The sequence below is a fragment of the Polaromonas sp. genome (genome assembly GCF_035638815.1).
In the GTDB taxonomy this organism is placed as follows: domain Bacteria; phylum Pseudomonadota; class Gammaproteobacteria; order Burkholderiales; family Burkholderiaceae_C; genus Polaromonas.
This window is the reverse complement of the sequence record NZ_DASQZG010000014.1, coordinates 88,268-109,747: the sequence shown is the minus strand read 5'-3', so window position 1 is coordinate 109,747 and position 21,480 is coordinate 88,268. Positions and strand designations below refer to the sequence as shown.

Genomic DNA, 21,480 nt, shown 5'->3' with positions numbered 1-21,480 from the left:
TCTAGGTTTACAGTTCGATTATGACCACGATTGTTGACAATCTCCAAGCCGTGCATGCCCGTATTGCGGCGGCCTGTGCAGCGGCAGGCCGCGATCCCGCAGGCGTGCGTTTGCTGGCTGTTTCCAAGACATTCGGGCCGGAAGATGTGATGGAAGCCGTGGGCGCCGGGCAACAGATGTTTGGTGAAAACTACATTCAGGAAGGGGTGGAGAAGATATTGATGGTGCGCGAATGGGAAGGCGAAAGCCGATCCGCCCCACTGCCGGGGCCGTTGTCGAGCCCTACCGAATGGCATTGCATCGGCCCCGTTCAAAGCAACAAGACACGCCTGGTCGCGGCCCACTTTGACTGGGTTCAATCGGTCGACAAACTCAAAACCGCGCAGCGTCTCAACGACCAGCGTCCCGATGATTTACCGCCGTTGCAGGTGTGTCTTCAGGTCAATATAGATGGTGGCCCGACCAAGTCGGGCGTGACGCCAGAGGAAGCCCTGGCGCTGGCGGCAGAAGTGGCATGTTTGCCGCGGTTGCAGCTGCGCGGGCTCATGTCCATCCCTGAGGCTGCTATTGATTTCGTAGCTGCCTGCGCCGTCCACAGAAGGGCCAAAGACCTTTTTGATCAAATCAATATGGCTGACGTGCTGCCAAAGGCCATGGACACCTTGTCGATGGGCATGACGGCAGATCTGGAAGCTGCCATTCATTCCGGAAGCACCATGGTGCGGATTGGCAGTGCCATCTTCGGAAGCCGTTCGCCCTGAGCTTGTCGAAGGGCTCTTCGTTGTGCTCGGGCCTGGTTTCGGCAAGCTCAGCCCGAACGGACGCGTAGCGCAGATTACTTCTTGGGGACAGCCAGCGGTTTGATGGCGCCGCAGTCAGCTGACAGCCACTTGCCACCGCCGTCCATGGTCATGGTTTCCGGCTTGCCCTGCACAGTCGTTTTCATCGCCATCTTCATGGTGTAGGCCTCGGGGCTGACGAAGGTAACCTGACCCTCGCCGCTGGATGGGGGCTGGGTGCAGACAAACGACATCTTCATGGTGTTGCCTGTGCGCGGCGAGGTGGTGCTTTTGCAGTCGCCCTGCTGCGCAGGAAGTTCGTTGCGCTCGGCCATCTCTTTGGTCATGCAGATTTTGGCGACCATATTGCCGGGTGTGCTGGTGCCCATGGATACGCCCTGCTTGGCCATCATGTCCTGCATCATCTTGCGTTGCTCGGGCGGCATGGCTGCCATTTGTTTTTGCATCTCCGCCATGCCTTTCTCAAGTTGGCCCGATCCGCTTTGCATCTTGTTGTTGATCTCCCACAGCCCGGGCTTCAGGTTTTGAGCCAGCGCGGGCTGCGCCACCAGAAACAAGCCGCACAACGAGGCCGCGCAAGCGGTGGATAAACGGTGGAATGAAAAGTGATTCACGGGCGTCCTCCGGAAGGTGGGAATGATCAGGCAACGATGGTGCGCTTGCGAGTTTAGACCCCCAGCGCCAGCCGCGTGGTGCTTTTTACCTCTTCCATCACGGCATAGGTTCGTGTTTCCCGCACGCCCGGCAGTTGCCACAACACCGTCCCGGCAAAGTTGCGGTAGGCGGCCATGTCGGCCATGCGGGTCTTGAGGAGATAGTCAAAGCCGCCGGCCACCATGTGGCACTCCATGATCTCGGGGTAGACCTGCACCGCTGCCTTGAAGGCATCAAACACGTTGGCCGTCGTTCTGTCGAGCAGCACTTCTACAAACACCATCATGCCGGCGCCCAGTTGCAACGGGTTGAGCCTGGCCTCGTAGCCCAGGATGTAGCCGTCGCGCGTCAGCCGTTGCACGCGTGCCAGAACAGCTGTGGGCGACAGGCCCGCGCTTTCGGCCAGTTTGAGGTTGGAGATGCGGCCGTCGTTTTGCAGAAGATTCAAAATCTTCAGGTCAATTCGGTCAAGGGTGCTTGCCATTTCGCTCATTGGTAGTGATTTATTCTGTAATTGTTGATAAATTTAGCGTCAAATTCGACAAACGGCAAGACAAGATACAGAGATTCACCTTCCCATGGAGTTTTCTCAAATGTCCCGCCAGCAACGCCTTCCCGATCCCTACCGCCCAGAGGCCGCCATTGTTTCCAGCTACCTGAAAGGCCTGGAGGGGGCGCTTGATTGGGCCAGTGCCTCGGTTTTGGCCCAACCCTGGGTACAGGCCGTGCGCGACAACCCGCCGCCTTTTTGGGCCATGGAAAGCCTGCTCAAGGAGTACCCGATTTCCAGCGCAGAGGGGCTGGCACTCATGCGCCTGGCCGAGGCTTTGTTGCGTGTGCCCGATGCAGAAACTGCCATCGCGTTGACGGCTGACCAGCTGGGCCGCGCCGACTTTGCCACGGCAAGTGACGGTGCCATGGCCCGCCTGTCGGCCTCTGCGATTGCCCTGTCGAAAAAGTTTTTGCCAGAGGGCGGGCAGAGCAGCATCATGAGCAAGCTGGGCGCCCACACCGTGGTGGCCGCAACCCTGCGCGCGGTGCAGTTGCTGGGCCGCCAGTTTGTGCTGGGGCAGACCATTAACGAAGCCATGAAAGAGGCGAACAGCAGCCGAAAACAAGTTGCCAACCTCAGATTCAGCTACGACATGCTGGGAGAAGGCGCCCGCACCGATGCCGATGCGCTGCACTACCTGGCGAGTTATGAAAATGCTATTAAATCAATAGCTGTTACCGCCGATGCAGCAAGGGCGTGTGAGCAGAATGACGGCATATCCATCAAGCTCAGCGCGCTACACCCGCGTTACGAGGATGCCCAGCACGCCCGCGTGATGGCCGAACTGGTGCCACGCGTCTGGGGGCTGTGCAAACAGGCCGCAGTTGCCAATATCAACCTGACCATCGACGCTGAAGAGGTCGACAGGCTGGAGTTGTCGCTGGAAGTGTTTGAAGCGCTTGCCGCTTTGGTCGCCGAGCACCACCCCAACTGGCGCGGGTTTGGTCTGGCCTTGCAGGCCTACCAGACCCGGGCTCTCGACGTGATCGAACACGTCATCAGCATCGGCCGCAAATACAAGCTGCGTTTGATGTGCCGCCTGGTCAAGGGCGCGTATTGGGATTTTGAAATCAAGCGTGCCCAGGAGCTGGGGCTGCCGCATTACCCTGTGTTCACCCACAAGCACCACACCGATGTGTCATACCTCGCTTGCGCGCAGGCTTTGTTGAACGCGCCCGACGCGATTTACCCGCAGTTTGCCGGGCACAACGCCGGAACAATCGCGGCGATCCTGCAAATGGCTTCACGCACTAAAACCACAGACGTGGGCGCCACCTCGCAGTTTGAGTTGCAGCGCCTGCACGGCATGGGCGAAGGTATTTACCGCGAGGTCATGAAGAACCCGGGGATCGCCTGCCGCGTCTACGCACCGGTTGGCGCGCACCGCGATTTACTGGCCTACCTGGTTCGCCGTCTGCTCGAAAACGGCGCCAACTCGTCCTTTGTGCATCAGCTGGCCGACGAGTCCGTGGGCATGGACCTGCTGCTGACTTCCCCGTTGCGCCTGGAATCAGAGACGTCCCTTCCCCTGCCGCCCTTGTTGTACGGCCCGGACCGGTTGAACAGCCAGGGGCTGGACCTGACCGTGGAAAACATGCGTGCACCCTTGCTGGCAGCCCTGAAGACTGCGCAAGTGCCTGTTGTGCCGGAGTTTGATGCCAAATCAGTCGCTGGCCCAATAACTACGGGCGCAAGTAGCTATCAAAAATGGAGCAAAGTGCCGGTGGCTGAACGCGCTGCGGTTTTGCGCCGCGCCGCAGATGCGATGCAGCAGCAGATGCCGCACTTCTGTGCGCTGCTGGTTAAAGAGGCCTTCAAGACCTGGGGCGACGCGGTGTCTGAAGTCCGTGAAGCGATTGACTTTTTGCGCTACTACGCCAATGAAGCCGAGCGCATCATGCAGCCAATCAGCCTGCCCGGCCCCACGGGTGAAACCAATGAGCTGCGCCTTAGCGCCCGTGGTGTCTGGGTGTGTATCAGCCCCTGGAATTTTCCGCTGGCGATTTTTACCGGCCAGATTGCTGCCGCTTTGGCCACCGGCAACGCTGTGCTGGCCAAGCCGGCCGAACAGACGCCGGGCGTGGCCCTGGCCGCGGTGAAACTGCTGCACGCCGCCGGCGTGCCCGAAGGCGCCTTGCAACTGCTGCACGGACCGGGTGAAACCGTGGGCGCGGCGCTGGTCGCGGCGCCGGGCATCTCTGGCGTCGTCTTCACCGGCTCCACCCAGGTCGCCAGGATCATCAACCGCGCGCTGGCTGCCAAAGACGGCCCCATCGTGCCGCTGATTGCCGAGACCGGCGGCATCAACGCCATGCTGGTGGACAGCACCGCCTTGCCTGAGCAGGTGGTGGACGCCGTGGTGCAAAGCGCCTTCCGCTCAGCCGGCCAGCGTTGTTCCGCGCTGCGTTTGTTGTGTCTGCACGAGGGGATTGCCGACGCGGTGATTGCCATGATTGGTGGCGCCGTGCAGGAACTGGTGCTGGGCGATCCGGCTGATCTGGCAACCGATGTCGGTCCGGTCATTGACCGCGAGGCTTTTAACGGCATTGTCCAGCACGTTGCGCGTTTGAGTTCACAGTCAAATCGGCCCTCAGCCCTTGAAATTCGGGCGAAAATTGCTATCAATTCAGAAGCAAATCAAATGCCCAACCTGGTTCCGCCTTTCGCGGTGGAAGTTGCGCGTATTGCCGATGTCACGCAGGAGATATTTGGCCCGGTGCTGCACATCGTGCGCTGGAATAGCGCCCCCGAGGCGGTGATTGATCAGATCAATGCACTGGGTTATGGCCTCACACTGGGCACCCAGACCCGCATCGACACCCGTGCCCAGGCCCTGGCGGCTGGCGCCCATGTGGGCAACATTTACATCAACCGCAACATGATTGGCGCGGTGGTGGGTGTGCAGCCTTTTGGCGGCGAGGGCCTGAGCGGCACCGGCCCCAAGGCGGGCGGGCCGCACTATCTCTACCGCTTCTGCTCGGAGCAAACCGTCACGGTCAACACGACGGCTGCCGGTGGCAATGTGGCCTTGCTTAGTGCACACGCTTGACGTTCAAGTGACGGCCCCTCTTTAAAGGGGCAAGCCGTCCATGAAAGCTTCCAGCTGGTCGATGGGCAGGGGCTTGGAGAACAGGTAGCCCTGGTAGTTGGGGCAGCCGTGCCTGGCCAGAAATTCGCGCTGCGCTTCGGTCTCGACGCCTTCAGCGATGACATTGAGGCCCAGACTTTGCGCCAGCCCGACGATGGTGCGGGCGATGGCCGCATCATTGGGGTCGGTCAGCACGTCCTTGATGAAGGTGCGGTCGATCTTGAGCTGATCGATGGGCAGGTATTTCAAATAGGAGAGGGCTGAATAACCCATGCCGAAGTCGTCAATCGACAGCGTAACGCCAGCGTCCTTGAGCATGCTCATTTTGGCAATGGTGACGTCCATGTCGGAGGCCAGCAGGCTTTCGGTCAGCTCCAGTTTCAGGCGGTGCGCATGGATGCCGGTTTTCTGGATGGTGTTCATCACCTGCTCCACAAACTGGGGATGGCGAAACTGGCGCGCACTCACATTGACCGAGATGCTGAGTGCCTCGCGCCGCGGGTGCTCCGCCCAGCGGGCCAATTGAAGGCATGCGGTTTCCAGCACCCAGTTACCCATCGGCATGATGAGACCGCTTTCTTCAGCCTGCGAGATGAAAAAGTCAGGAAACACCAGTCCGCGCTCGGGATGCTGCCAGCGGATAAGTGCTTCAGCGCCAATCATCTCGCCGTCGCGTCCCACTTGCGGCTGGTAGTGCAGCAAGAACTCCTGGTTGCGCAGCCCCAGGCGCAACTCCGAGCTCAGTGAGGCGCTGGCGGTTGCCGCCGCCTGCATCGCCGGATCAAAAAAGCACACCGCATTGCGCCCTGCGGCTTTGGCCTGGTACATCGCCAGATCCGCCTGTTTGAGAAGGTCGCCTATGCTCTGGTGGCGCTTGGTGAAAGCGGTGATGCCGATGCTGCAAGTGCTGTAGTGCTGGTGGCCGGCGAGGTTGTAAGGCTCGGCGACGGTGGCCAGAATCTTCTCGGCAACAATCTGTGCCTGCGCCATGGCGCTCTGGTGGTTTTCTCCCAGATTCTCCAGCAGCACCACAAACTCATCGCCGCCCAGCCGGGCCACGGTGTCGCTCAATCGCAGGCAGGCAGACAAACGCAGCGCCACGTTTTGCAGCAGCAAGTCGCCCGTCGCGTGTCCTTTGGTGTCATTAAGCACCTTGAAGTTGTCCAGGTCGATGAACATCAGAGCCCCGATTTCCGCATTGCCTTCGCTCTGTGTCAGTGCGTATTGCAAACGGTCCATCAGAAGCTGCCGATTGGGCAGGCGGGTCAATGGGTCGTAAAACGCGAGGTGCTCAATTTCGTCTTCAGCAATTTTGCGCGCGGTGACGTCACGTGCAATCGCCACCCAGTGGGTCAGTCCCCGGTTGAAATAGTCGACGGGAACGATTTCCAGACTCATCCAGAAAGGCTCCCCGTTTTTCTTGTAATTGATGAGCTCCGCCAGCACAGGCTCGGCCTGCTCAAGCGCGGTCCGGATCCGTGCCAACTCTTCGCGCTGTGTACGCGGGCCCTGCAGCAGGCGCGGTGACTTCCCCAGCACCTCTTCACGGGTATAGCCGGTGTGCCGTTCAAACGCATCATTGACAAACACAATGCGCGGCCCCGGTGCATCGATAGGCGCGGCCTCGGTGATCAGCACAATGTCGTTCAGGCGCGAGATACTGGTTTGCAGCAGCAGCAGTTGCTCTTGCCCCTGGCGCCTTTCCGTGATGTCCCGCATATACAGTGCCAGTCCTTCCTTGAAGGTATAGGCCCGCACTTCCAGCCACTTGTGCTTTGCGGCATAACACTCCTCAAATTCGACATTGAGCCCGGTTGCTAGCGCTTCAGTGATGTCCCTGCGAAAGCGGCCGCCCTGTCCGTCACCCAACTCATGCCAGAAGGTTTTACCCAGCAGGTCCCTGCTGGTGCACCCCAACAAGCGCTCGCTTTCCGGGCTTACATAGGTGAAGGTTCCTTCGTGATCCAGAGTTGCAAATGCTTCGGTGATGCTGGCCAGCGTCGTGCTCAGCCGCATCGTCACCCCCAGGGTTTCGTGTTCAATGCGTTTTTTTTCCGTGATGTCCAGTAAAACACCCTGCAGGCGAACGATGTTCCCGCCGGCGTCGCGCATTGCGTCCCCAACCGAGCGCACCCAGATTTGCCTGCCGGCTGCGGTCTCGATCTGCACCTCCCTGTCAAAAGCCTCTCCATCATTTCGGCACCTGTCGAGTACCTGTGTCATGACCTGAACCGACGCCGACGCATAAAAGTCGATGGGGCTCTGGGGCCGCGGTGCGTCGTCCGGCAACTCCAGAAGTGCTTCCAGTTGGGGAGACATCGTCATGTTTTCGTCCGCCACTTCGAACGACCAGGCCCCGGTCTGGGTAGCCTTTTCAAGCAGGCTGAGCAGGTGAAGGGCGGCGTGGGTCGCGACTTCGGGCCTCATGGGAGACGAGAGCGGTTTGTGTGGTGACATCGTAGGAAGGAGCAGGAAAAGGCTGGTAGTGGGGCCCCAGGCCAATGGCCCGGATTTGGCCCGAGCTTACCTGCAGCAGTCCATGCCAACAGCCCTCCACAGCCATCAAATTGACATATTTGGCGCCCTAACGAAGTCGTCCTACAAATTGTTTCGGCTTATGCCGCATTGGTGCGTCGCACCATATGTCTAAATTTCTTTTACCGCGTAAGTTGTAAAGACTTGCTGCCGTCCCCCAACTTTTTTAGTCCTTTGGACCTATATGAATACACCATACCAACGGCTCACCGAGTGCGCCGACATCACCGAGCTACGGCCAAGACTCCACGCGCTGTGCTCAAGCTTCGGCTCCCTTTCCCGGCTGGACATCCTGCCCGCCACCCAGGCGGGCAAGCGCCAGGCTCTGTGCTTTTTGCGCATGGACACGGCCGAGCAGGAGCGTCGGCTCATGAACGAGCTGGGCGTTGGGCGGTTCGGCGGTGACCTCGTTGTTGTTGTCGACCTGAAGGCCGGGGACGCCAATAACAGCACTTTCAGGCCATCCAGTTCCCGCAACCCGGCCCCGCAGGAGCGGGCGCTCTCCCAGTAAAAAAACCAACTCCCCCCCATGAAAAACATTCTTATCGTCTCGGGAACGCGTCCCGAAATCATCAAGCTCGCCCCCCTGTACCACGCCCTGAAGGAGGCCCCATGGGCGAGCGTGAAGTGGCTGCACACGGGTCAACACACCGACATGGCCCAGCAAATCCTCGACTGCTTCGACGTGGTGGCGGACATCACGCTGGAGCGTCGCGGCACCAATCTGCTGGATTTCAGCACCGGTTGCCGGGAGCAGCTGGAAGCCGTCATGACGCAGCAGGAGTGGTCGCTGGTGATTGTTCAGGGCGATACTGAAAGCGCTTTTCAGGGCGCACTTGCCGCTTTCTACAACCGCGTGCCCGTGGCGCACGTTGAGGCGGGTCTTCGCACCTACAACCTCAGCCGCCCCTTCCCCGAAGAAGGCTTGCGCCAGATGATCAGCCGCCTGACGCGGTTTCACTTTCCCCCAACACAGCGTTCCCAGGCCGCATTGCAGGCTGAGGGCATTGCCGATGAACACATTTATTTGACCGGCAACACGGTTATCGACGCGCAGCAATGGACATGTGCCAACCGCGGCGTCCAGCGCAAGGTGGAGGGCCGGGGCCATATGCTGGTCACCGTGCACCGCCGCGAAAATTGGGGCAATGACGTTGCCGAAATCTGCCAGGCCATTGCTGAAATTGCACGCCAGCAGCCTGATTTGCAGATTCTCTTCCCGGTTCACCTCAACCCAGTCGTCAAGGGACCGGTCAATGAAATTCTGGCCGGCATTCCCAATGTCAAGCTGACTGCCCCGCTGGATTACACACAGATGCAGCAAGCCCTGGCGGACGCTTGGCTGGTCGTCACCGACTCGGGCGGTCTGCAAGAAGAAGCACCGACCTTCGGCGTGCCTGTGCTTGTGGTGCGTGAGGAAACCGAGCGCCCTGAAGCCGTGGAAGCGGGTTGTGCGCTGATCATCGGACCCACGCGCCGCGCCATTGTGGACGAGGTCACGCGCCTGACCAACGACGTGCAGGCCTATACACGCATGTCACAGGCGGGCAATCCGTTTGGCGATGGCACTGCCTCCAGGCGCATTGTCGACGTGCTGGCTGAGAGCTTTGCTTCAGCCAAGCCGGTGGCGCAGCCTGCAATGGCCTGATTCGTTTTTCCAGGAGCCCCACCATGCAAGCTGTTCCCCCTGTATTCCGCACTCTTCTTGCTTTTGCTGCCAACTTGATGCGACAACCCCGCGCTTTGCTGGCTGCAGCAATCGCTTGGTTAATGGTGTCCGTACCGGCCCTTGCGCAACCTGATGATGCGGGTGGACTGGTGCCTACGTTCAAGGACTACCCTATTGCGGCAGTCATGGCGTGGATGCTGTTCATTATTGTGATCATCATGACGCTGTATGGCATACGTCATTTCATGTTCACCATGAACCGGTTGACTGGCAAGCAGCGCCATCCGTACATCGACATCTCGGTGGCCAGCTGGCCCCAGATCACCGTGTTTATTGCCGCCCACAACGAAGAAAAGGTGGTTTCCGGTTGTATTGAAGCCCTGCTCAACACCGACTACCCGCATGACAAGCTCAAGATCATTCCCGTCAATGACCGTTCAAAGGATTCGACCGGCGCGATCATTGACGACTACGTAGCGCGTTACCCCTCACGCATTTCCCCCTTCCACCGCACCAGTGGCAAGGCTGGCAAATCTGCGGCGCTGAAAGATGCGCTGCATTTCGCCGAAGGTGACATTTGCATTATTTTTGATGCCGACTACGTGCCGGGTCGCGGCCTGCTCAAGCAGCTGGTCGCACCGTTTTTCGACCCTGAAGTCGGCGCCGTGATGGGCCGCGTGGTGCCTGTTAACAGTGGCGCCAATTTGCTGACCCGCATGCTGGACCTGGAACGCTCGGCCGGTTATCAGGTGGACCAACAGGCGCGCATGAACATGAACCTGATGCCCCAATATGGCGGTACGGTGGGCGGCGTGCGCTTGTCGGCAGTGGAAGCTGTTGGCGGCTGGCACGACGACACGCTGGCTGAAGACACGGACATCACCTTCCGTTTGATGTTCAACGGCTGGAAGACCGTCTATACCAACCGTTCAGAATGTTATGAAGAGGTGCCTGAGGAATGGCCTGTCCGTATCAAACAGGTCACCCGCTGGGCCAAGGGCCACAACCAGGTGATGGCGCGCTACTGGTGGAAGTTTGCAACCAGTCCTTACCTGACCCTGGGTCAGCGCATTGACGGTCTGCTCCTGCTGTTTGTATTTGTCATTCCGCTCATTATGCTTTTGGGCTGGTGCCTGGCGCTGGGGCTGTATTTTGCCAACGCCGGCTCGCTGCTGTCGCAACTGATCCCCATCTTTGCCCTGATGATTTACGGCACGCTCGGTAACTTTGCCGCCTTCTTTGAGATTGTGGTTGCCGTGCTGATTGATGGAAACCGCAGGCGCCTGCGCCTTCTGCCCTTCAACATGCTTGGCTTTCTGGTCAGCCTGTTTGCTATCTCCGGCGCTGTCTGGAGCCTGATGATGGACCGCGTGCTCAAGCGTGAGATGGTCTGGGACAAAACCATTCGTTACCGTGAAAAGGCTGTGAAACCATGACACCCTCCCTGATGACCTATCTCGCGTTTGCAGTTGTCTGTCTGTTACTGCTGACACTGCCATTCATACCGGCATTTCGCGAATGGTTGCGCCCGACCGACCTGGCGGCGCTACCTGTCTCGGCCAACTACACGGCGGACATTGACCATTTTGCCCGCCGCTTGCACGCAGACGTTTCGGCCAAGCTGGGACGCGGCGACGCCACCGGTTACGAGGACTTTGATTTTGTCAATGACTCGCTGCAGGACATGGACTGGGGCAAAGCAAAGAAGCGGCTCATTTCACGCCGCAGCATCGACAGCGCCAGCGCCATCAGCAGCGTGCAGCCTGTGTACGTGGATGGCAACATCCGCGCAGGTTCCGAGTCTGCTTTCTCCGCGCTGTACGCCACGGGTGACATTGATCTGGGCGGCTCTGCCAGGATTCAGGACTGGGCCCACGCAGACGGCGTGGTCAGGCTCGGACAAAAAAGCGCAGCACTGCGCCGCGTTTCTGCCGGCACCGCCATCGAACTGGGCAATGAAGCCTGGTTTGAGCGACTGAATGCGCCGACTTTGCGTTTTGGCACTGTCAAACCGGGCCCAACCCCGCCGACGGAAGACGAACAAACGCCCGAAAGTTATGCCGACCTGCCTGATGCCATTCAGCAAACCCCCGCGCTGTTTCTGATTCGTGGCGACTGCGCGCTCCCTCCCGCACGTGTTTACCGCGGGTCTCTCGTGGTCACCGGCTTTCTCACCATTGGTGCAGGGACAACCGTGATTGGCGATATCAAGGCGCGTGACGGTGTGAGTATTGGCCACCGTGCAAGCGTGCAGGGTGCCATCACTTGCGAAAAGCGGATTTATCTCTTCAAGGACTCCCGCGCTGTTGGTCCGGTCGTTGCCGAAGGGGACATCCTGATTGGAGCCAGTGCAGTTGTGGGTTTGCCTGAAGCGCCCACCACGGTTAGCGGCATGAATGTCATTGTTGAGGATGGCGTAACCGTACACGGCACGCTCTGGGCTCACGAAATCGGAATGGTCAAGGCCGCATGAAGTTCAAGTCGATTCTTCTGCGCTGCTTTTTAGTGGTGGCGTTTGCGCAGACATCGCTTGCGGCTGCGTCGCCACGCCTGGAACTCAGTGGGTACATGGATGACAGCGGCGCCATCAGTGTGCTGCATGGAGGAGATTCGGCCGACCCTTACTTTGCCATGCAGGCACTGTTGTTGGCGCACGAAAACGGGCTGAATATTGAAGCCCCCGCTGAAAAGTTTGCGAACTGGATGGCGCCCAAACAGAAGCCCGATGGAACCTTTGACAGGTTCTGCAAGGGCGCTGACAAGCAGTGGGTGTCCTGCAAACCGGCAGATGCCGATGACTCGCTCCTGGCGATGTGGATGAAGCTGCTGGACACCATGCCGGCCATGTTGAACAAGGACCCGGCGCTGATGAAAAGTTATGTTCGCAGCAAGGCTTCGCTCGACAATCTTTATCAGCCGTCCCGCGGGATCTATATGGTGTCACCGGTGTACCTTCACGGGCTCTTCATGGACAACCTGGAAGTGTGGTCGCTCAAGGCACACAACAACCAGGCCCGGCGCGCCGTAGAGGCTGACAAGCTGGCCAAAGGTATCAAAAATACCTTTTGGGATCCGGTGAACAAACGCTTCTTGGTGTCAACACAGCTGGAGCAGCGGTCCGAAAAGCCCGCCTTTTACCCGGATCATGTCGCGCAAATTTTCCCCCTGATGGTGGACTTTCCGCTGGTCCCCGGCGACGCACGCTCCTACTACCGGAACTGGATGCGTGATCACCGCGCGATGTGGCTGGATCAGGGCAAGAAAGATTACCCGTGGGGCCTTGTCGCCGTGCTGGCGGTGCGGCAGAACGACAAGACCAGCGCCGGCTGCTGGTTGCGTGAAGCTGCGCCGCTGCGCCACTCTTCACGTTGGGCGGTCACGGACGAGACTTCGTATCAGATCCTGCTGAGCAAAGGAGTCACGCCGGCTTCCGAAAAGGCGGCCTGCGCATAAGTTTTGAATGTGCGTAAGCGCACGAATGAGGTTGAGGAAGTTCTCGTTTAGGTCAGTTTGTTGATAATTTTTTAGAGGGAATCATGTTGAAAAACATTTCATTTATTTTGGGCGCCGCATTGGTCGCCGCGAGCCCCGTTTGGGCCCAGTCATCAGCTCCCACACAGGGCGCCCTGATTCCCGCACCACCGGTGCAACCGGCGCAAGACGAAATACGCAGCCTCGAGCTCAGCGCTGGCACGCAAAGCCTGAGCAACAATTTGGGCAACTGGGGTGATGTGACGCTCAAGGGTGCATACGGCGCCGGCAAACATCTGTTTCAGGGGGAGCTGTCGGGGCACCGCCGGTTTAACAAGGATGGTGTTTATGTGGGCGTGAGCGACACCTACACATTTAATGAAGACTGGTATGGATCGCTCGCCGTTGGAGCGGGTGATGGGGCTTTTTATCTGCCGAAGTACCGGATGGATGCGACCGTGTATCGCAAGTTCCTTCCCAACCGAAACCTTGTGGGTTCGGTGGGTGTGGGTTATTACAAGGCACCTGACGTCTATTCGGACCGGAGTTTGTCGCTCGGCGTGGCTTACTACTTTGACCAGCCCTGGATTTTGGAAGGCGGGGTCCGCTTCAACCGCAGCAACCCCGGTTCGGTCGATACCCAGCAGCAATTTGTAGCGGTGACCTACGGCCGCGCCAAGCAGAATCTTGTCACCGCGCGTTATGGCTGGGGCGAAGAGGGTTATCTTGCCATCGCTGCCAACACGCAACTCGTCAACTTCAAAAGCCGCGAAGCCAGCATTGCCTGGCGCCACTGGTTGAACAGCCAGACCGGCGTGATGGTGGGTGCAAACCGCTACAGCAACCCTTCGTATCGCCGCACGGGCTTCACCGTTGGCATTTTTCATGACTTTTAATCGTTGACTCACCCGCCATGAACGCAACAACCCACCCTATCTCCGAGCAGGTTCGTGAACACGACCAGGCTTTCAACACCTCGTTTACCGCCGCCAGACAGTTGCGGGATCGTGATGTAAAGGTCCGGCCACACCGCTCCATCTCGCCTTTGAAGGTAACACCCTGGCTGCTGATTCAGGGGATTGTTTTGCCGCTTATCTTTTGCGGGCTGCTCTTGACGTTCAAGCCGCAGCTTCTTGAATTCTGGCGTGAGTGCATCCTTTTTTGGTCCAGGGCTCTCGACTTGCCATTTGGCCTTTCGACACGTCTGAACCAGGCGGGGCAATATGCGCTGCGCCTGTCAGGCAACGCCGAGTCGGGAGCCATGCCGAGCACCTTTAACGTCATCGTGACGACCGTTATCACGCTGATTATCCTTGCGCTGACCTTCCGCATGAATAACGCCAAGCTACCGCTGAAGTACCCCCTGCGAATTGCCGCAGTGGTGCAGCTTTTCACGCTGGCGTATTTCTGGTTTTCGCCGTCGGACTTTCCGTACACGATTGCCCGTCACAGCGAAGAGCTGATGACCATCGGCTATGTCGTGATGTTGTCCACGCCGGTCATGCTGGCGGTGGGTTACTACATCCTGAACCAGTCGCTGGTGCTGAAGGTTTTTCACACCATTCTGATCCTGGCCTTTTTCGTGATCATGGTGCCCCACCAGGTCCTGGTGCAGGCCTTCATCATGCAGCACCTGTCGGTGCTGTTCATGCCTCTGCTTTACATCTGCTTCGGCGCGGTGTTCGACGCGCTGGTGTTTGTGGCGCTGTATTCCTGGGCGGTGAGTTCGGCGCCCGAAGACGCAACAATCTAATCTAGCAAAAGGCCGGTTTTCCGGCCTTTTTTTTTCCTCAGTAGCGAACGCTGCAAACCTCAAGCGCATTCAGGCCGTGGTCGTTGATGACATAGCCGCCCGTTCCGTCCTCATCCAGAAAACCGTGTTTCATGAGGGAAGCCACTGTTTTCTGGCCATGGGCGCGGGTTTTGTACGGTTGAGGTAGTTTTCGCTCCGCCGTCGGCACGCCGACGATACGAAAACCGTAACGTGCGTCTTCCAGGCACTCGTACTGCTTGTAGGTCAAAATTTTGATCGGCAACGCACCGGTGGTTGTGCCGCTCCACTGAAACTCCGGTGGAATGTAGCTGACCCGATAGGCACTGTCTTCAGGCTCGGCCTGCGGCACAGGCGCGGCCACAGCCGGAGGCGCGGGGCCCCGGCGCCGGTAGACGTAAAAAACGACGGCGCCCAGCATTGCCAGCAACAACAGAACAAGCAATGCGAAATCCACGACGCCCTCTCAAATGATTTGCGTCATTATCGCCATAAGGGGAAAAACCCTCATGGGGTTTGAAACCGCAGTTCGTATTGCGCATCGTCCATGTAACGATCCGTGCCAAACGCGGCCTCCAGCGCGGCTTTCTCCGCAGCTTCCCATTGATCCGCCACAACCTGCTCGGATGGTGTGAGATCCCAGGGCCTTGCCTGCTCGCCGTACATCTGCAACAGGCGGAGATATGCGTGGTACACCGGTGCTACCAGATCTGCAGCGCCCAGAGCGTCATCGAGTGCCACGGAAAAACGCCGCGCTGCCGCAGCGCGTTCTGCATCCGATATATCTTCAGCACTGAAAATCCTGACGGTGTAAGGCATGGCTACAAGTCTATGGCATCCGACTGTGCAATCTATTTTGTAGCGCGAGGGCCTGATCTGGCGGGACTCGTGAATTCTTTTCGTTACTAAACTTGCATTGCTGGTGGCGACTTTTAAAAGACGTGTTCGTACCATCGGTTCTTTTTTGAAGGAATCAACATGGCAATGCAATCACCGTTCTTTGGCAAGCGCGACAATGAGCCAACACCTCTCCGTCAGGGTAGCCCCAACCCCAATCCCTATGCCAACGGCCCGGTGTCGAGCAACAACAGTACGCAATCCGCGGCGGCGCCCGCAGCGACTTCCAGTGCATCAAACGGCAGCGCCCCTCGCGAGGGCGGCAGCAAGCTGACGGTGGGTCCGAACATCAAACTTAAGGGCGTGGAGATTACCGATTGCGACACCCTGGTTGTGGAAGGTCTGGTTGAGGCCACGATGGACTCGCGCGTCATCCAGATTTCCGAGCGTGGTGCGTTCAAGGGCTCTGCCGAAATCGACATTGCTGAAATTCATGGGGAGTTTGATGGCAACCTCACCGTGCGCCAGAAGCTGGTGATTTATGCAACGGGCAAAGTCACCGGAAAAATTCGCTACGGCAAATTGGTGATCGAAGAAGGCGGGCAACTTGCAGGTGAAATCCTGTTTGGGGCTGTGGGCACGCCAAAAGCCGCACTGGTGGGCAAGCAGGGATTGCAGGCCGCCTGATCCAGCGTTCTTTCAGTCTGCGGTCCTAGCCAGAGGCCTGCAGGCGAAACGCGGCCTTGCGTGATCCAACCTGCACCCCGTTGGCGTTAATGATGGCTTCGGCTCGCCAGGGCCGCAACTCTTCGCGCTGTGCGTCGTCAAGCCATCCGAGCTGGTCCAGCACTTCGACCGTGGCGGCATGGAGCGCGACTTTGTTTCCATCGATGATTTTGATGGCGATCGCTTCGCCCCGGCTTTTGCTCCCCAGCACCTGCACGCCGTCTGCCCCGATCTTGCTCACCCAGTCGCCACGGCCGGCGCGCATGAAAGCCAGATCATTGCGTCCTGTACCGGAGCCCATTTCAGGGTGCCCGGTTATGGCTTCGCCCAGCTGGAAAAAGCTTTCGCCAAACTCGGGATCGGCTTTCCCGCTGGCCAGTCTCGCGTAGCTCAGGGCGAGGTTTGCCAGAGGCATGGCGTAGTTGGGCGCGGAGCAACCGTCAATCCCCATCTGCAGTGCGCGCTCCGGAAGCTGCGCAACGCGGGCCACGTCGCGAACAATTGCTGTCTGCAATGGGTGTTGCGGATCAAGGTAGCTCTCCAAAGGCAAACCGTGCTGAACGCAATAGGCCAAAAAACCTGCATGCTTGCCACTGCAGTTGTTGTGCCGTTCGTCATAGGGTCCGGTGCTGGCAGTCGTAATGCCCAGCTCCGTAAAAATAGGTGCATGGCAGCCGCACCGCAGACTTTTGCGTGTCAGCCCGGTTTTGTCGAGCATGTCTTGCACCTGTTCGACGTGAAAGTCTTCTCCGTTGTGACTGGCGCAAAGCAGCGCAATCTGCTGCTGTGAAAATCCAAAGTTCTGCGGCCCGCCCGATGCGACAAAGGGCAGGGCCTGAAACGCCTTGAGTGTTGAGCGCGAAAAGGTCAGCCAATGCGCATCGCCGGCGTGGGCAAGCAGGGTGCCACGGGTATTGACCACGGCAATCGAGCCGAAATGCTGGCACTCCAGGGTAGAGCCACGGGTTTGTTCAATCAAGGGCACAAGTGTCATGCCTGTCATTGTGCCCACGTTGGTGGGACGCCGCCCTAAAAACGCGGCAAGTCCGGGTGTTTGATTTGCCCGCCGCGCACCAGCATTTTTCCGTACTCGGCGCAACGCTGCAATGTTGGTATCACCTTGCCCGGGTTGAGCAGGCCTTTGGGGTCAAACGCGCGCTTGACGCCGAACATCTGTTCGTTTTCAGTGGCAGAAAACTGCACACACATGGAGTTGAGTTTTTCAACGCCCACACCATGTTCGCCGGTGACCGTGCCGCCCATGGCCACGCTGGTTTCCAGAATGTCGGCGCCAAACAGCTCGCAGCGATGCAGCTGGTCGGCATCGTTTGCATCAAACATGATCAGGGGGTGGAGGTTGCCATCGCCGGCGTGAAACACATTGGCGCAGCGCAGGCCGTATTTTTTCTCCATTTCCTGAATCGCCAGCAAGATGTCGGCCAGGCGTTTGCGCGGAATGGTGGAGTCCATACACATGTAGTCAGGGCTGATACGGCCTGAGGCCGGAAAGGCATTTTTGCGGCCGCTCCAGAACTTCAGGCGCTCGGCTTCGTTCTGGCTCACTGCAATGGCGGTGGCACCGCAGCGCCTCAGCACCTCGCTCATGCGGCCAATTTCTTCTTCCACTTCTTCAGGCGTGCCGTCGCTTTCGCACAGCAAGATCGCCTCAGCGCTGAGGTCATAACCTGCGTGCACAAAATCCTCAACCGCTGCGGTCATCGGTTTGTCCATCATCTCCAGCCCAGCTGGAATGATGCCCGCGGCTATCACCGCTGCCACCGCGTCACCCGCTTTGCGCAGGTCGTCAAAGCTGGCCATGATGCAGCGCGCGAGGATGGGTTTGGGTACCAGCTTCACAGTGACTTCCGTCGTGACCGCCAGCATCCCCTCGCTGCCGACCACCACCGAGAGCAGGTCGTAGCCGGGGCAATCCAGAGCTTCGCTGCCAAACTCGACCTCTTCGCCTTCAACGGTGAAACCTTTGACCTTGAGCACATTGTGCAGGGTCAGCCCGTATTTAAGGCAATGCACGCCGCCGGAGTTTTCGGCGACGTTGCCGCCTATGGTGCAGGCGATCTGGCTGGATGGGTCGGGTGCGTAGTACAAGCCGAGCGGCGCCGCGGCTTCGCTGATGGCCAGATTACGCACGCCACCCTGAACCACGGCCGTACGGCTGGCGGCATCCACCTTCAAAATCTTGTTGAACTTGGCCAGCGAGAGCGTGACGCCCAACTTGTGCGGCATAGCGCCGCCGGACAGGCCGGTGCCCGCACCGCGCGCCACGACGGGCACGTCCAGCGCGTGGCAGGTGCGCAGCACAGCCTGCACCTGGTCATAGGTTTCTGGCAGCGCCACCACCAGCGGACGCTGGCGGTAGGCCGTCAGGCCGTCACATTCGTAGGGGGTGGTGTCTTCGCTGGTCCAGAGCAAGGCATGGGCCGGCAGCACGGCCGACAGGGCGCGTGTGACTTGGGCCTGGCGCTCCGCCCGGTCCAGGACATCGGCGGCAACGGGTGCGTTCATATGCGAATCCTTCAATTGCGTGTTGTTGCACCCTACGCCCGGCTTTGCCCGCCCGGGTGGTGCACTGGCTCCACTGTAGGCGGTACGGCCGCGCCCGGATGGATCTTTTTTTCCAGGGAAACTGAAATTTATTACGCTATTATTTTGATAGCTGTTAGCGCCCGTGCAACATGGGCTGCAGCCCATTTTCATCATCAGAAAAGGGTTTCGGTCACAAATGTGTTCGCCTGGCTGTCTAAAGGAAGGCAGGCCCGTGCTGTCTGCCTAACCCAAGGCTCCAAAATGAAAATCATTGCCCCCGTGACATTTGCCCTGCTTGCCACTGCGCAAGCCGTATCCGCGCAGACCGCTCCAGAGCCGGCGCCAACGCCTGTGGTCACCCTCGTTAACGTGCCCATGCCCTGGTATGCGCCGCCTGCCCTGATCGTCAGCAAGATGCGGGCAACCGTGCAGCAGTACGAAAAGCTACCCGGCCTGGCTTTCAAAATGTATTCGCTCACGCAGGAGGGCCGCCAGTTTGGCGGCATTTACCACTGGCAGGGCCGCGCCACAGCAGAGGCCTGGTTTAGCGCGGCGTGGTTCGAGCGCGTTCAAAAAGAGCGTGGCGTTGCTGGCCAGGTGACCTATTTTGAGGCACCAGTCACTGTCTCCAACCAGGCGCCCGCCGCGCTGGGCAGTTCTGACAGTTCCACTGTCGCGACTCTTGTCCTGCTGCCCGCGCAGGCGGGCGTCACGCGGCAGCGTCTGGCGGAAGAATTCCGCGCCGCCGTGCCGACCTATCAAAAGGTGCCGGGCTTGCTGGTCAAACATTTCGTCATCGACGCTGACGGTCGTTTTGGTGGCATCTATCTTTGGAAGGACAAGGCCAGTGCCGAGCAGTGGTTCAGCGCCGCCTGGCGACAGCGCGCCCGTCAGACCTACGGCGCCGAGCCTGCCATGGCGTGGTTCGACACGCCTATCCTCACCCCCAGCGTGCTGGTGGAGAATCGGCTTGCTGCAGCGAAGCCCGCTACTGCCCACCCATGAAAATTCCTGTCCTTCCCACGACGCTGATTCAACGCGCCAAAAACGGCGACATCGAAGCGCTTGACGCTTTGCTGCACGGCATTCAGCCGGGCGTGTTTAATCTGGCGGTCCGCATGCTGGGCAACCGCGAGGATGCCCGCGACGCTACGCAGGAAATCCTGCTCAAGGTCACCACCCACCTTGCAACTTTCCGTGGCGAAGCGGCGTTCAACACCTGGGTCTACCAAGTAGCGCGCAACCATTTGCTGTCGGCTTCCACGCGCAGCCGGGAGCCGCCCGAGGTATCGCTTGAAAACCTGGGCGAGCACCTGCGCGCGGGACTGGAGCTGGGGCATTCCACCTGGCAGGATCGTGTGCTCACGCCAGAAGAGAAAGCCTCCTCACGCGAGATGGCCGTTGCCTGCACCCAGGGCATGCTGATGCGCCTGGACCGCGAGCACCGGCTTGCCTATGTGCTCGACGTCGCGTTTGGCTTGCCTTCGGCTCAGGCGGCCGAGGTACTGGGCATTGGCGCGGCCGCGTACCGCAAGCGACTGTCACGCGCGCGCCAGGCGCTGCAGGGCGTCTCAAGCAGCGTGTGCGGCATGGTCAACGCGCAAGCATCCTGCCGCTGCGAAAAGCAGGTGCATGCCGTAACTTTGCACAGCGCAGCGGGTGGCGTGCGCCCGGGTCTGACCATGAGCCTGGAGCGTGCGGAACGTGAGGCTGCAAGCCAGGCGCTGGACGAGGTCATGGCGTTGGGCGACATCGCAGAAGTGATGCGCAGCCACCCGGATTACCAGGCGCCTTCGGCCCTGGCGGCTGGTATTCGCGCGGTGCTGGTGTCCTACGGGCAGGTCAACCAGGATCGTCTCAATTGACATGTAGCAATTAGCTATGAAAATCATAGCTAATTGCGCGCATGGCTAAAGGGCGAAGTGCCCAAAACGTGCTCAAAAAACTGCGGGGCGTTACGAAAGTGACTTTTTCAGCCACTCCGCAAAGGCCGCGCATTCCCAGCGGTCCATCATGCCGGTGCGCCAGCACAAGTAGTGCGCATGCGGGCTGGGCACGTTGCGATCAGAAATGCGCTCCAGCGTGCCGTTGTCCAGCCAGGGTGCGCCCAGTTTGAGTCGCACCAGCGCAATTCCCAGGCCTTGAGCTGCGGCGTCGCACATCAGGCCAATGTCATTAAAAGAGGAGCCTTCTCCGGGCTCGCCCGCGTCAACGCCGTGAGCCAGGAACCAGGTGCGCCAGGGCTCCAGGGGGCTTTTGATCAGCTTGGCTGCCAGCAGCTCCTCAATGCTGTCAAAAGGCCCGTTGGCGCGGATAAAAGCGGGCGAGGCCAGCGGCGTGACTTCGTCCGTCATCAGGCAGCTGTGCTCAACGTCCGCATAACGACCGGTGCCAAAACGGATCATCAGATCGGCGTCTTCAGCCACCACGTCGAGCAGAGGGATGGAGACCTGCAAGGTGAGGTCAATCTCCGGATAGGCATCCAGAAATCCGCGCAGCCGAGGCATCAGGACCGAGCGCGAAAAAGTGGGGGTCACCGCCACTCGCAGTTTGCGTTTGCCCTGTGGGTTGTCGGTTCCGGGAAAGCGCTCAAGGATGGCCAGCCCTTCGCGCACATGGGCCAAGTACTCGCTGCCCTCGGTGGTCAAAGAAAAATCAGACCGACCAAACAGTTTGGTGCCAATGATTTGCTCCAGCTGCTTGACGCGGTGGCTGACTGCGCTGGGGGTCACATTGAGTTCATCCGCCGTCTGCGTCACGCTGCGCAGTCGTGCCAAGGCTTCGAAAGTCAACAGGCATTGAATGGGCGGGATGCGGGACGCGGTCATTCTT

20 protein-coding genes are annotated in these 21,480 nt (G+C 59.3%); 12 read left to right on the top strand and 8 right to left on the bottom strand.

The features are described 5' to 3' along the window. Positions 1-20: 20 nt before the first annotated feature. Positions 21-761, top strand: a complete 741-nt coding sequence (locus VE934_RS09230; protein ID WP_324886644.1) for a YggS family pyridoxal phosphate-dependent enzyme — start codon at positions 21-23, stop codon at positions 759-761. Positions 762-835: 74 nt separating this feature from the next. Here VE934_RS09230 and VE934_RS09225 read toward each other — a convergent pair whose 3' ends face one another. Beyond that, on the bottom strand, positions 836-1,414 hold the full coding sequence (locus tag VE934_RS09225; protein ID WP_324886642.1) for a DUF3617 domain-containing protein: 579 nt from the start codon (positions 1,412-1,414) through the stop codon (positions 836-838). A 53-nt stretch (positions 1,415-1,467) separates the two neighbouring features. Continuing rightward, on the bottom strand, positions 1,468-1,938 hold the full coding sequence (locus VE934_RS09220) for an Lrp/AsnC ligand binding domain-containing protein (protein WP_414693830.1): 471 nt from the start codon (positions 1,936-1,938) through the stop codon (positions 1,468-1,470). A gap of 94 nt (positions 1,939-2,032) precedes the next feature. Here VE934_RS09220 and VE934_RS09215 point away from each other — a divergent pair, with 94 nt between their 5' ends. Further along, a complete protein-coding gene (locus tag VE934_RS09215) occupies positions 2,033-5,056 on the top strand; it encodes an L-glutamate gamma-semialdehyde dehydrogenase (RefSeq protein WP_324886638.1) in 3,024 nt (1,007 codons plus the stop codon). Positions 5,057-5,077: 21 nt separating this feature from the next. On the opposite strand, the gene VE934_RS09210 is transcribed toward VE934_RS09215, so the two are convergent. Continuing rightward, positions 5,078-7,522: a sensor domain-containing protein gene (locus VE934_RS09210; protein WP_324886636.1), complete on the bottom strand. Its 2,445-nt coding sequence runs from the start codon at positions 7,520-7,522 to the stop codon at positions 5,078-5,080. A gap of 292 nt (positions 7,523-7,814) precedes the next feature. Between VE934_RS09210 and VE934_RS09205 the strand changes: the two genes are divergently transcribed. The 7 genes from VE934_RS09205 to VE934_RS09175 all read left to right on the top strand — a co-directional run bounded on the left by VE934_RS09205 (position 7,815) and on the right by VE934_RS09175 (position 14,523). Further along, positions 7,815-8,141: a hypothetical protein gene (locus tag VE934_RS09205; RefSeq protein ID WP_324886634.1), complete on the top strand. Its 327-nt coding sequence runs from the start codon at positions 7,815-7,817 to the stop codon at positions 8,139-8,141. Positions 8,142-8,159: 18 nt separating this feature from the next. After that, positions 8,160-9,278 carry a non-hydrolyzing UDP-N-acetylglucosamine 2-epimerase gene (gene wecB / locus VE934_RS09200; protein ID WP_324886632.1) on the top strand — a complete coding sequence of 373 codons (1,119 nt, stop codon included), beginning with the start codon at positions 8,160-8,162 and terminating at the stop codon, positions 9,276-9,278. A gap of 23 nt (positions 9,279-9,301) precedes the next feature. Continuing rightward, positions 9,302-10,735: a glycosyltransferase family 2 protein gene (locus VE934_RS09195; RefSeq protein WP_324886630.1), complete on the top strand. Its 1,434-nt coding sequence runs from the start codon at positions 9,302-9,304 to the stop codon at positions 10,733-10,735. Further along, the gene (locus tag VE934_RS09190) at positions 10,732-11,772 is read left to right on the top strand and encodes a polymer-forming cytoskeletal protein (protein ID WP_324886628.1); all 1,041 of its coding nucleotides are present in this window, start codon (positions 10,732-10,734) and stop codon (positions 11,770-11,772) included. Before VE934_RS09195 ends, VE934_RS09190 begins: the two co-directional genes overlap by 4 nt. Further along, positions 11,769-12,752: a hypothetical protein gene (locus tag VE934_RS09185; RefSeq protein WP_324886626.1), complete on the top strand. Its 984-nt coding sequence runs from the start codon at positions 11,769-11,771 to the stop codon at positions 12,750-12,752. The genes VE934_RS09190 and VE934_RS09185 overlap by 4 nt, the downstream gene beginning before the upstream one ends. A gap of 83 nt (positions 12,753-12,835) precedes the next feature. Continuing rightward, the gene (locus tag VE934_RS09180) at positions 12,836-13,666 is read left to right on the top strand and encodes a YaiO family outer membrane beta-barrel protein (protein ID WP_324886624.1); all 831 of its coding nucleotides are present in this window, start codon (positions 12,836-12,838) and stop codon (positions 13,664-13,666) included. 17 nt (positions 13,667-13,683) lie between these two features. Continuing rightward, positions 13,684-14,523 carry a hypothetical protein gene (locus tag VE934_RS09175; RefSeq protein WP_324886622.1) on the top strand — a complete coding sequence of 280 codons (840 nt, stop codon included), beginning with the start codon at positions 13,684-13,686 and terminating at the stop codon, positions 14,521-14,523. A gap of 37 nt (positions 14,524-14,560) precedes the next feature. Here VE934_RS09175 and VE934_RS09170 read toward each other — a convergent pair whose 3' ends face one another. Together VE934_RS09170 and VE934_RS09165 are read right to left on the bottom strand one after the other, a co-directional pair. After that, on the bottom strand, positions 14,561-14,998 hold the full coding sequence (locus VE934_RS09170; protein ID WP_324886620.1) for a hypothetical protein: 438 nt from the start codon (positions 14,996-14,998) through the stop codon (positions 14,561-14,563). 50 nt (positions 14,999-15,048) lie between these two features. Then, the gene (locus VE934_RS09165) at positions 15,049-15,360 is read right to left on the bottom strand and encodes a hypothetical protein (RefSeq protein ID WP_324886618.1); all 312 of its coding nucleotides are present in this window, start codon (positions 15,358-15,360) and stop codon (positions 15,049-15,051) included. 159 nt (positions 15,361-15,519) lie between these two features. Here VE934_RS09165 and VE934_RS09160 point away from each other — a divergent pair, with 159 nt between their 5' ends. Beyond that, positions 15,520-16,065 (top strand): polymer-forming cytoskeletal protein, encoded by a 546-nt coding sequence (locus VE934_RS09160; protein WP_324886616.1) that lies wholly within the window; start codon positions 15,520-15,522, stop codon positions 16,063-16,065. Between the two features lie 25 nt (positions 16,066-16,090). Here VE934_RS09160 and VE934_RS09155 read toward each other — a convergent pair whose 3' ends face one another. Next, positions 16,091-17,098, bottom strand: a complete 1,008-nt coding sequence (locus VE934_RS09155; protein WP_324886614.1) for an asparaginase — start codon at positions 17,096-17,098, stop codon at positions 16,091-16,093. A gap of 35 nt (positions 17,099-17,133) precedes the next feature. Continuing rightward, complete coding sequence (locus VE934_RS09150; protein ID WP_324886612.1) at positions 17,134-18,627, bottom strand: FAD-linked oxidase C-terminal domain-containing protein; 1,494 nt, start codon at positions 18,625-18,627, stop codon at positions 17,134-17,136. A gap of 282 nt (positions 18,628-18,909) precedes the next feature. Here VE934_RS09150 and VE934_RS09145 point away from each other — a divergent pair, with 282 nt between their 5' ends. Together VE934_RS09145 and VE934_RS09140 are read left to right on the top strand one after the other, a co-directional pair. Then, complete coding sequence (locus VE934_RS09145; RefSeq protein ID WP_324886610.1) at positions 18,910-19,653, top strand: hypothetical protein; 744 nt, start codon at positions 18,910-18,912, stop codon at positions 19,651-19,653. Beyond that, complete coding sequence (locus VE934_RS09140; protein ID WP_324886608.1) at positions 19,650-20,513, top strand: RNA polymerase sigma factor; 864 nt, start codon at positions 19,650-19,652, stop codon at positions 20,511-20,513. The genes VE934_RS09145 and VE934_RS09140 overlap by 4 nt, the downstream gene beginning before the upstream one ends. A gap of 90 nt (positions 20,514-20,603) precedes the next feature. Here the strand turns inward: VE934_RS09140 and VE934_RS09135 are convergent, their stop codons facing one another. Beyond that, positions 20,604-21,476, bottom strand: a complete 873-nt coding sequence (locus VE934_RS09135; protein WP_324886606.1) for a LysR substrate-binding domain-containing protein — start codon at positions 21,474-21,476, stop codon at positions 20,604-20,606. Positions 21,477-21,480 lie beyond the last annotated feature (4 nt).

What these genes read in the sequence shown, in the direction of transcription:
- VE934_RS09215 (WP_324886638.1), top strand. Translation starts at nt 2,033, where the DNA reads ATGGAGTTTTCTCAAATGTCCCGCCAGCAACGCCTTCCCGATCCCTAC.
- VE934_RS09145 (WP_324886610.1), top strand. Translation starts at nt 18,910, where the DNA reads ATGAAAATCATTGCCCCCGTGACATTTGCCCTGCTTGCCACTGCGCAA.
- wecB (WP_324886632.1), top strand. Translation starts at nt 8,160, where the DNA reads ATGAAAAACATTCTTATCGTCTCGGGAACGCGTCCCGAAATCATCAAG.
- VE934_RS09165 (WP_324886618.1), bottom strand. Translation starts at nt 15,360, where the DNA reads ATGCCTTACACCGTCAGGATTTTCAGTGCTGAAGATATATCGGATGCA.
- VE934_RS09135 (WP_324886606.1), bottom strand. Translation starts at nt 21,476, where the DNA reads ATGACCGCGTCCCGCATCCCGCCCATTCAATGCCTGTTGACTTTCGAA.
- VE934_RS09230 (WP_324886644.1), top strand. Translation starts at nt 21, where the DNA reads ATGACCACGATTGTTGACAATCTCCAAGCCGTGCATGCCCGTATTGCG.
- VE934_RS09160 (WP_324886616.1), top strand. Translation starts at nt 15,520, where the DNA reads ATGGCAATGCAATCACCGTTCTTTGGCAAGCGCGACAATGAGCCAACA.
- VE934_RS09180 (WP_324886624.1), top strand. Translation starts at nt 12,836, where the DNA reads ATGTTGAAAAACATTTCATTTATTTTGGGCGCCGCATTGGTCGCCGCG.
- VE934_RS09220 (WP_414693830.1), bottom strand. Translation starts at nt 1,938, where the DNA reads ATGGCAAGCACCCTTGACCGAATTGACCTGAAGATTTTGAATCTTCTG.
- VE934_RS09185 (WP_324886626.1), top strand. Translation starts at nt 11,769, where the DNA reads ATGAAGTTCAAGTCGATTCTTCTGCGCTGCTTTTTAGTGGTGGCGTTT.
- VE934_RS09190 (WP_324886628.1), top strand. Translation starts at nt 10,732, where the DNA reads ATGACACCCTCCCTGATGACCTATCTCGCGTTTGCAGTTGTCTGTCTG.
- VE934_RS09195 (WP_324886630.1), top strand. Translation starts at nt 9,302, where the DNA reads ATGCAAGCTGTTCCCCCTGTATTCCGCACTCTTCTTGCTTTTGCTGCC.
- VE934_RS09175 (WP_324886622.1), top strand. Translation starts at nt 13,684, where the DNA reads ATGAACGCAACAACCCACCCTATCTCCGAGCAGGTTCGTGAACACGAC.
- VE934_RS09155 (WP_324886614.1), bottom strand. Translation starts at nt 17,098, where the DNA reads ATGACACTTGTGCCCTTGATTGAACAAACCCGTGGCTCTACCCTGGAG.
- VE934_RS09205 (WP_324886634.1), top strand. Translation starts at nt 7,815, where the DNA reads ATGAATACACCATACCAACGGCTCACCGAGTGCGCCGACATCACCGAG.
- VE934_RS09210 (WP_324886636.1), bottom strand. Translation starts at nt 7,522, where the DNA reads ATGAGGCCCGAAGTCGCGACCCACGCCGCCCTTCACCTGCTCAGCCTG.
- VE934_RS09140 (WP_324886608.1), top strand. Translation starts at nt 19,650, where the DNA reads ATGAAAATTCCTGTCCTTCCCACGACGCTGATTCAACGCGCCAAAAAC.
- VE934_RS09150 (WP_324886612.1), bottom strand. Translation starts at nt 18,627, where the DNA reads ATGAACGCACCCGTTGCCGCCGATGTCCTGGACCGGGCGGAGCGCCAG.